The 9,669-nt window shown below is 66.9% G+C and carries 6 protein-coding genes; 5 read left to right on the forward strand and 1 reads right to left on the reverse strand.

Features of this window, described 5'->3' with window-relative positions; genetic code table 11:
• The 3 genes from QX010_RS32915 to QX010_RS32925 all read left to right on the forward strand — a co-directional run.
• The coding region (locus QX010_RS32915; RefSeq protein WP_316183691.1) for a cupin domain-containing protein at positions 1-243 on the forward strand (243 nt) is incomplete at its 5' end.
• Between the two features lie 70 nt (positions 244-313).
• On the forward strand, positions 314-2,536 hold the full coding sequence (locus QX010_RS32920; RefSeq protein ID WP_316183693.1) for a tetratricopeptide repeat protein: 2,223 nt from the start codon (positions 314-316) through the stop codon (positions 2,534-2,536).
• Between the two features lie 57 nt (positions 2,537-2,593).
• Positions 2,594-4,813: a tetratricopeptide repeat protein gene (locus QX010_RS32925; RefSeq protein WP_316183695.1), complete on the forward strand. Its 2,220-nt coding sequence runs from the start codon at positions 2,594-2,596 to the stop codon at positions 4,811-4,813.
• A gap of 9 nt (positions 4,814-4,822) precedes the next feature.
• Here the strand turns inward: QX010_RS32925 and QX010_RS32930 are convergent, their stop codons facing one another.
• The gene (locus tag QX010_RS32930) at positions 4,823-5,533 is read right to left on the reverse strand and encodes a DUF1223 domain-containing protein (protein WP_316183696.1); all 711 of its coding nucleotides are present in this window, start codon (positions 5,531-5,533) and stop codon (positions 4,823-4,825) included.
• Positions 5,534-5,893: 360 nt separating this feature from the next.
• Between QX010_RS32930 and QX010_RS32935 the strand changes: the two genes are divergently transcribed.
• Together QX010_RS32935 and QX010_RS32940 are read left to right on the forward strand one after the other, a co-directional pair.
• Positions 5,894-6,904 (forward strand): Gfo/Idh/MocA family oxidoreductase, encoded by a 1,011-nt coding sequence (locus QX010_RS32935; protein ID WP_316183697.1) that lies wholly within the window; start codon positions 5,894-5,896, stop codon positions 6,902-6,904.
• Positions 6,905-6,959: 55 nt separating this feature from the next.
• Positions 6,960-8,108: a DegT/DnrJ/EryC1/StrS family aminotransferase gene (locus QX010_RS32940; RefSeq protein WP_316183698.1), complete on the forward strand. Its 1,149-nt coding sequence runs from the start codon at positions 6,960-6,962 to the stop codon at positions 8,106-8,108.
• The last annotated feature ends 1,561 nt before the right edge of the window (positions 8,109-9,669 follow it).

The following is a 9,669-nucleotide window of genomic DNA, read 5'->3' on the forward strand; positions in this document are numbered from 1 at the left end:
TCGCTGCAGAAGCACTATCACCGGTCCGAGCACTGGATCGTGGTGCGCGGCGCGGCGCGGGTCACGGTGAACGAGACCGTTCAGACCGTGCATGAGAACGAATCGATCTACATTCCGATGGGCGCGGTGCACCGGCTGGAGAACCCGGGCAAGATCCTCTTGGAGCTGATCGAGGTCCAGACCGGGTCCTACCTCGGCGAGGACGATATCATCCGTATCGAGGACGATTACCGCCGCGAGTAGGGCGGGGTCTCGCCGCGAATCACGCGAGCCGTGCTAGACAGCCCCGGACGTCGTCCGCCGGAGAGCTTCCTTGCAAAGCACGATCGGATCGCGTGCGTTCCAGAACGCGCGCTTGCAGAAGAAGAGCCGCAAGCAGGCCGACGGCCTGCTGCCGAAGGCCGTCGAGGCCTACCGGGCGGGCCGGCATGCCGATGCCCAGGCCATCTGCGGTCAGGCGCTGGCCCTCGTGCCCGACCATTTCGACGCGCTTCACCTTCTCGGCGCCTCGGCGCTCGACAGTGGCCGGCTCGACCTCGCCGAGCAGGCCCTGACCCGCGCCGTCGCGGTGGAGCCGCGCAATGCCGAAGCCCTTGCCAATCTCGGCCTCGCGCTGTTCAGCGTGAAGCGCTACGAGGAGGCGCGCGCGGTGCAGGAGCGCGCCGTTGCGCTCAAGCCCAATTTCGCCACGGCGCTGACCAGCCTCGGCAACACCCTGATGAACATGCAGCTGTTCGCGCAGGCGATCGAGGTGCACGACCGCGCCATCGCGCTGAAGCCCGACTTCGCCGACGCCTACTGCAATCGCGGCATGGCGCAACTGCTCCTGCTGCGCAACGAGGAGGCCAGACAGAGTTTCGACCGCGCCCTGGCGCTGGCGCCGCGGCACATGCAGGCGACGTTCGGCAAGGGACTGGTCAGCGTCAACCTGCGGCACCTCGAGCAGGCGCTGGCCGCCTTCAACGCCGCGCTTGCCATGAAGCCGGGGACGGCGGCCGTCATCGCGCAGCGTGGCCGGCTCTATGTGCAGATGGGACGGTTCGCCGAGGCCGAGGCCGATTTCGATGCCGCGCTGGCGATCGACCCCGGGCTCGAAGCGGCGCTGCTCGGCAAGGCGCATGTCTGCGTGCTCACCGAGCGGATCGCGCCAGCGATGCTGGCCTGCAAGCGGGTGCTGGAGCAGAATCCGGCGTCGGAAGTCGCGCTGATCTGGCTCGGCACGTGCCTCGCGAAGCAGGGCGACACGGCCGGCGCCATCCAGCACTTCGATCGCGCCCTCGAGATCAAGCCGGATTTCGAGGATGCGATCATGAAGAAGATCTTCGCGCTCGATTTCTATCCCGGCGCCGACGTCGCCCTGCATCAGGCCGTCCGCCGCGAATGGTGGGAGCGGATCGGTGCGCATATCCCGCAGCGCCAGCTTGCCGCCATCGACCGCGATCCGGATCGCCGCATCACGGTCGGCTATGTGTCGTCCGACTTCCGCAGCCATTCGGCCGCGCTGACCTTCCTTCCGGTGCTGCGCCATCACGACCACGCGGCGTTCAAGGTCATCTGCTACTCGTGCTCGCCGCTGGTCGATTCCGTCACCGAGCAGTGCAAGGCTGCAGCCGATGGCTGGATCGAGGCCTCTCAGTTGTCCGACGATGAACTCGCCGATCGCATCCAGGCCGATCAGGTCGACATTCTCGTCGACCTCTCCGGTCATTCGGCCGGCAACCGGCTCACCGTGTTCGCCCGCAAGCCCGCGCCGATCCAGGTCACCGCGTGGGGCAATGCGACCGGCACCGGCCTGCCCACCATGGACTACTTCTTCGCCGATCCGGTGACGGTGCCGGCGGCAGTACGGCCGCTGTTCGCCGAGCAGGTCTACGATCTGCCGGCACTGATCACCACGGATCCTCTGCCGGACGCGCAGCCGACACCGCTGCCGATGTTGCGCAACGGCTACGTCACCTTCGGTGTCTTCAACCGCGTCGACAAGATCTCCGACGAGGTGCTGACGGTGTGGTCGGCGCTGCTCCGGGCGCTGCCGGACGCCCGCGTCGTGATCAAGAACGGCGCGCTTGAGGATGCATTCCTGCGCGACACGCTGATCGCCCGCTTCGCCGCGCACGGCGTCGGCGAGAGCCGCCTTACGTGTCTGGGCGCGTCGATGCGCCATGAGCACATCGCAGCGTTCGCCAACATCGACATCTCGCTCGATCCGTTCCCGCAGAATGGCGGCGTCAGCACCTGGGAATCGCTGCAGGCCGGCGTGCCCGTGGTTGCCAAGCTCGGCAGCAGCGCGGCGTCGCGGGCCGGCGGCGCGATCGTCAAGGCGGTCGGGCTCGACGACTGGGTGGCCGAGGACGACGAGGGCTACATCGCGATCGCCGTGCGACACGCGGCCCAGCCGGCCGAGCTGGCTCGGCTCCGCGCCGAGCTGCCGGCGCGGGTGGCCAACTCCGCTGCCGGCAATGTCGAGACCTACACGCGCAAGGTCGAGGAAGGCTATCGCCAGTTCTGGCGCCGCTATTGTGCCGCCGGCGGCTGAGCGCCGTCCGCAGTACGCCTGTTCTGTCGATCTACGCGTCACTCCGGAGGCCGTCTTTTGGCAAGCGACGTCGGTTCCCGCGCGTTTCAGAATGCGAGGCTGCAGAAGAAGCATCGCAAGCAGGCCGATGCGCTGATGCAACAGGCCGTCGCCGCTTATCGCGGCGGCCGTCGCGCCGAGGCGCAGGCGGTCTGCGGCCAGATCCTGGCGCTGCTGCCCGATCATTTCGATGCGTTGCATCTGCTCGGCGTGACGGCGCTCGACGGCGGACAAATGGAGATGGCCGAGCAGGCGCTCATCAAGGCCGTCGAGATCGAGCCGCGGAATGCCGAGGCGCTCTCCAATCTCGGTCTGGCGCTGTTCAACCGCAAGCGCTTCGAGGAGGCGCGCAAATGCCAGGAGCGGGCAATCGCGCTGAAGCCGAATCTGCTCGTGGCGATCACCGGCCTCGGCAACACGCTGATGCGGCTGGGGCGGCCGGAGGAGGCGATCGCCGCGCATGACCGGGCGATCGCGCTCAAGCCGGACTATGCCGACGCCTATTGCAATCGCGGCATGGCGCTGCTTCCGCTCGCCCGCAATGCGGAGGCCAATGCGAGCTTCGATCGCGCATTGTCGCTCAACCCGCGCCACATGGAGGCGATGTTCGGCAAGGGCCTCGCCAGCATCAATCTGCGCCATTCCGACGAGGCGCTCGCGGCGTTCGACGCCGCGCTTGCAATCAAGTCCAATGCCGCGCAGGTGCTGGCACAGCGCGGCCGCCTGCACCAGCAGGCCGGACGGTTCGAGCGGGCCATGGCCGACTTCAAGGCCGCCCTGGCGCTCGATCCATGGCAGGACGTGGCGTTGCTGGGCTTCGCGCAGCTCAGCGCCATCAAGGACAATATCGCGCCGGCGATGGACGCGTGCCGCAAGGTGCTGGAGCTCAATCCGGCCTCCGAGGTCGCCTGGACCTGGCTCGGCGAATGCTTCTGCAAGCAGGGCGATCTCGCAACGGCCTTGCAGCACTTCGAGCGTGCGCTCGAGATCAAGCCGGATTTCGGTGATGCGATCACTGCCAAGATCTTCCTGCTCGACTTCATGCCGGACACCGACTTCGCTCAGCACCAGGCGGCGCGCCGGGAATGGTGGACCAGGATCGGCAGCAAGATCGTGCGCCGGCCGCCGCCGGTCCGCGACCGCGATCCGGAGCGGCGGCTGACCATCGGCTACGTCTCCTCCGATTTCAGGAATCACTCGGCTGCGCTGGTGTTCCTGCCCGTCCTGCGCCACCACGACCATCAGGCGTTCAAGGTCGTCTGCTACTCCTGCTCGCCGCTGCAGGATGGCATGACCGAGCGCTGCCGTTCCGCCGCCGACCTCTGGGTCGACGCCTCGCAGATGTCCGATGAGGAACTGAGCGATCGCATCGAGGCTGATCAGGTCGATATCCTCGTCGACCTCTCCGGCCATTCGGCCGGCAACCGGCTGCCGGTGTTCGCGCGCAAGCCGGCGCCGGTGCAGGTCACCGCGTGGGGCAGCGGCACCGGAACGGGGCTTCCGACCATCGACTACTTCTTCGCCGATCCGGTGACCGTGCCCGAGGCCGCGCGTCCTCTGTTTGCCGAGCAGGTCTACGACCTGCCGGCCGTCATCACCACCGATCCCTTGCCGGGATGGCAGCCGACGCCGCTGCCGATGCTGCGCAACGGCTACGTTACGTTCGGCGTCTTCAACCGCATCGACAAGATCTCCGAGCCCGCGCTCGCGCTGTGGTCGCGGTTGATGGGCGCGCTGCCGGACTCGCGGATCATCATCAAGAACGGCGCGCTCGACGAGCCCCTGCTGCGCGATGGCCTCGTGGCTCGGTTCGTGGCGCATGGCATCGCCGAGGGGCGCATCACCTGCCTCGGCCTGTCGACGCGCGATCAGCACATCGCGCAGTTCGCCGCGATCGACATGTCGCTCGATCCATTCCCGCAGAATGGCGGCGTCAGCACCTGGGAGTCGCTGCAGGCCGGCGTGCCCGTCATCGCCAGGCTCGGCCACGGCGCCGCGGCGCGGGCCGCGGCCGCCATCAACACGGCGGTCGGGCTCGCAGAGTTCGTGGCGGAGGACGATGACGGGTACATCGCCATCGCCCTGAAGCATGCGGCGCAGCCCGCGGAGCTGGCGAAGCTGCGGGCGCAACTGCCGGCGATGGTCGCGAACTCCGCCGCCGGCAATGTCGAGACCTACACGCGCAAGGTGGAGGAGGGCTATCGTCTGTTCTGGCGCCGTTATTGTGCCTCCTCCTGATCGTGGCGGCTACAGCCGCGCTGCACCGACGATGCGCCCGTCCGCCGCTTCGAGAATCACCGCGGCATCCTCGCCCTCGGGCATCGGTTCGGTCAGGCGCAGCGCGCTGCCGCTCCAATCTGCCAGCGGGCGCACCGAGCGCACCACGTTCAGCTCCTCCAGCGTGCGGCCGCCATTCTCGCCGCGGCGGATCGACGTTTCATGCCGATGATCGAAGCCGACCAGGAGCAGGCGTCCGCGTCCTTCACCGCCGCCGACCTCGACCGTGAGCTTGTCGCCATTGCGTGCGAGCTTGAGGCGCGCCGCCGTCGCGCTCGCGCCTCTGGCGCGATCGATCGCAGGTCCGACCTCCGCCCGGTTGGAGCCGACATGGCTCGTCGTGCCGTCGACGACGATCTCCGGCGTGTAGGAGCCGTCGCCGAAACGGCTGCCGTAGCGGGCCTGGCGATCGGTGGCGGCCGGCAGCGAGAACGGGTCCTTCCAGCCCAGCCGGTCCCAATAGGTGACGTGAAAGGCGAGCGGCAGCACGTCGCGGCGCTGCCGCACCATTTCGTTCAGATAGGCATTTGCAGGCGGGCAGGAGGAGCAGCCCTGCGAGGTGAACAGCTCGATGACGACGGGCCGATCCGTTGCGGCGGCCGATGGCGACCACGGGGCAAGCGATGCGAGCAGCACGGCGAAGGCGGAGGCGTGGCGGAACGAGGCGAGGCTGAGGGGCATGGGTGTTCTCCCGCGTTGTGACGTGATCTCCTTCGCTGGCGGGAGCCATCGCGTTACCTCCTGCCGCGGCCAACACGCAGGCGTGAAGACGCATCCACCGTTACTTTCGCGACCTGTCGTGACGCGTGAGCAGGGCGCCCGCCACACCTGAAGCGCATCGCGCACGCCATTCAAAAGACAGCGTTTTTCGTCCGTGCCGGATGTAACTTTCTGAATCAAATCGTGTCCTGAAAAGGCTTTCCGCATTCGCCTCGCTTCGAGCGGCATGCTAGGAGAGCTTCGACCGGTGATTTGCAGTTCGTTAACCGTTGCGGCCAATCCGTGACGTCGCAAGCCGGGGGCATTGATGGGGTCGATGACATGAGTTCCAAGGGGGCGGGCCACAAGGCCGAGCTGAGGCAGGCGCTGCGCGTCGGCGTGATCGGAGCCGGCGTGATGGGCAGCAATCATGCCCGCGTGCTCGCCGGACTGCCCGACGTGCATCTGGTCGGCGTGGTCGATCCGCTGCCCGCGCATCGCAGCCGCGTCACCGAGCTTGCGAACTGCCCGACCTTCGAGAGCCTCGACCAGCTCGTCGCGGAGGGCGTCGACGCCGTGACCATTGCGGCGCCGACGCATCTGCATCATGAGCTTGCGCTGGCCTGCATCGCGCGCAAGGTTCACCTGATGGTCGAGAAGCCGATCGCCTCGACGGTGGACGAGGGCAGGGAGATCGTCTCGGCCGCGCATCGCGCCGGCGTCACCCTGATGATCGGCCATGTCGAGCGCTTCAATCCGGCGGTGGCCGCGATCAAGAAGGCGATCGCCGGCGAGGACATCCTGTCGATCGCGATCACCCGCGTCGGCCCGTTCCCGCCGCGCATGTCCAATGTCGGCGTCGTCATCGATCTCGCCGTGCACGACATCGATCTCATCCGGTGGTTCACCGAATCCGACATCATCGAGGTGCAGCCGCAACTGTCGAGCGCGGTGGCCGAGCGCGAGGACATCGCGCTCCTGCAGTTCCGCACCGCCTCCGGCGTGCTCGCCCACATCAACACCAACTGGCTGACGCCGTTCAAGGCGCGCAACGTCACGGTGGCGACGCGCGGCAAGTACATCATGGGCGATCTGCTCACCCGCCAGGTCACCGAGTGCTTCGGCTTCAAGCCGGACGGCAGCTACTCGATGCGCCATCTGCCCGTCGGCCATGACGAGCCGCTGCGCGCCGAGCTGATCGCATTCCTCCATGCGGTGCGCTCGGGCACGGCGCCCGCCGTCACCGGCGACGAGGGCGTTGCGAGCCTGGCGATCGCCACGCAGTGCCTGGAGACCTCGAGCCATCGTCCGGCCGAGGCGGCTGCCACCAAGCGGCGCGCCGTGGCCGGCTAGCCGCCCAGGCCTCCGCTTCACCCTCATTTCCGTTTCCGAACCTTTGTCAGAGCTCATGAACCAGCACCTGCGTCATCAGCCCATTCCGTTCATCGACACCGCCGCGCAGCGCCAGCGGCTCGGCAAGTCGCTCGACGACGCCGTCGCCCGCGTGCTCGCGCATTGCCAGTTCCTCGGCGGCCCCGAAATCATTCAGCTCGAGGCCGAGCTGGCGGCGTATTGTGGCGCCAAATACGCGGTGAGCTGCTCCAGCGGCACCGACGCGCTGCTGATGGTGCTGATGGCCCAAGGCATCGGCCCTGGCGACGCGGTGCTGTGCCCGTCCTTCACGTTCTGCGCGACCGGCGAAGCGGTGGCGCTGACCGGCGCCACGCCGGTGTTCGTCGACGTGCTGGAGGACACCTTCAACATCGATCCGGCCTCGCTCCGGCGCGGCATCGCCACCGCCAAGCGGCTCGGCCTCAAGCCGAAGGCCGTGATCCCGGTCGATCTGTTCGGCCAGAGCGCCGATCACGACGCCGTTGCCGCGATCGCCGGGGACGAGGGCCTGTTCGTGCTCGACGACGCCGCGCAGGGCTTTGGCGCCAGCTACAAGGGCCGCCGCATCGGCACCTTCGGGCTCGCGACGGCGACCAGCTTCTATCCGGCCAAGCCGCTCGGCTGCTTCGGCGACGGCGGCGCCATCCTCACCGACGATGCCGGCCTCTTGGAGCGGCTGCGCAGCGTGCGCGCCCATGGCGGCGGCAGCGACAAATACGACAACGTCCGCCTCGGCCTCACCGCGCGGCTCGACACGATCCAGGCCGCGGTGTTGCTCGAGAAGCTCAAGATCTTCGAGGACGAGATCGCCGCGCGCAATGTCGTAGCTGAACGCTACACGGCGGCGCTGGCCGACGTCGTGAAGGTGCCGCGCCTCGTCGACGGCTGCACCTCGGTCTGGGCGCAATACACCATCCGCCTGCCCAAGGGCGTCGACCGCGACACCTTCGCCGCCGCGCTGAAGGCGCAGGGCATCCCGACCGCGATCTATTATCCGAAGTCGATGCACCAGCAGACCGCCTACCGCATCTTCCCGAGCGCCGATGGCGGCCTCCCGGTCAGCGAGCAGCTCTCGGCTGACGTCATCAGCCTGCCGATGCACGCCTATCTGGACGAGGCGACGCAAGGGCGCGTCATCGACGTCGTGCGCGGCGCACTGGCCTGAGGTCTTACGCATCGTCGCGCATCTCCGCTGGCGGCCCGACCGGCCGCAGCGTGTATGAATGATCTGTCCCACCGGCAGCTCCAACAAACACTGTCGTCCCGGCGAACGCCGGGACCCATACCGCGTGATGTCTGGAAGGGGCAGGCGGCCCGTTCCGCGCGCCCCATCGGCTGCACGGCGTATGGATCCCGGATCGGCGCCCGCCGCCGCTTCGCGTCGGCAGGCTTGTCCGGGACGACAGCGGAGTGCGTGGTGCGCCTGCCCGCCAGCGTCGCAAGTGCCGACGTGCGACCGGCATGCTCACTGTCATTGCGAGCGAAGCGAAGCAATCCAGGGCTGCGCGTGCGGCCCTGGATTGCTTCGTCGCTTCGCTCCTCGCAATGACGGTGGTGAGACATGAGTTCGCCATCTCGCGGCGCTGATCGCGTCCGAGCTTTGCTGTTCGTCATGCCCTCTCCTTAAAAGAGGGCACGGGGAATGCCGGGCGCTGGCCGCACCCATGGCCCGCCTGCGGAAAAAAATGCAGGCGGCAGGTACCACAGGTTCAGCCGAGACATCCCGGCATTCCCCGCGCGATGGTTTTGACGGCTGCTTCGCGTTCTCCCCGGTGCTCCGGGCTTTTTGGCCACCGTGCGCGCAATGCGCTTTCGCGCATTACGCGGGGCATCAGCGTCGGGATGCCAGGACCACGCGACTTGACCGTGCGCATCGACGTTGTTCGTCGGCGTGGCGAACCACGCTGCAACATCGACACGCCCACCGCATCCCGCCTCAACGTCCGTGACGACCGCGAAGCGCCCCTCTGATCGAGACGGGACGGCGACATACAATCATGTTTTCGGAGAAAAAGAAAGAGGAATATTTTCCAGAAACGGACTGGTTAGAGGGATGCGCTTGAAGCGGCTCGCGAAATTAGTCGAGGTGCGACTCTTGCGGAATAGGCTTGTCCATGGGGGCTCGTTCAATGAACTCTCGTGGAACACAGAATGAATGGCCACTGCAGCGAGTTCCATCCGAGTCGACGATAGTCCTACCGAATCCAAGCCAATAGTAGCCAAAAGCGTCGATTTCACTCACCACACATGACTGGCCAATAAAGGCGCGCATTTCCGCCTGCTCGCTCGCGGGCAGGTCATGCAGCAGCCAATCAGGTAGGCCACGCAGTCTTACACGGTCCCCAACCTGAATGTCACTCGACACCTTGGCAACCTCCCGAGCGCATAGGGCGGATCGCGCAGCGTAGTCCGCCATCATGTCACATTTGATGTTGCGCACCAAAATGCGTGAGTTGGTCTCGTCTGCATACCGTAATCAACGATCTGCGCAAAGGCGCGGCATTCGTTGAGTGTTCGCATCGGGCGCGGCGGATTGCCCGTCGCTCGTTCGTCCTACGCGCTGCCAATGAGTTAGTCCGTCGTGCCCGGGCTTGTCCCGGGCATCCACGTCGTTCCGAAGGCGCCCGACGACGTGGATGGCCAGGACAGGCCCACGGCTGTCCGGTTCAAGACAGACTGGACATGGTGCATGGCGTGGATTCTTCTGCGGTCTTGAGCATCGCCAA

The sequence above is a fragment of the Bradyrhizobium sp. SZCCHNRI1009 genome (genome assembly GCF_032487575.1).
Classification (GTDB): Bacteria; Pseudomonadota; Alphaproteobacteria; order Rhizobiales; family Xanthobacteraceae; genus Bradyrhizobium.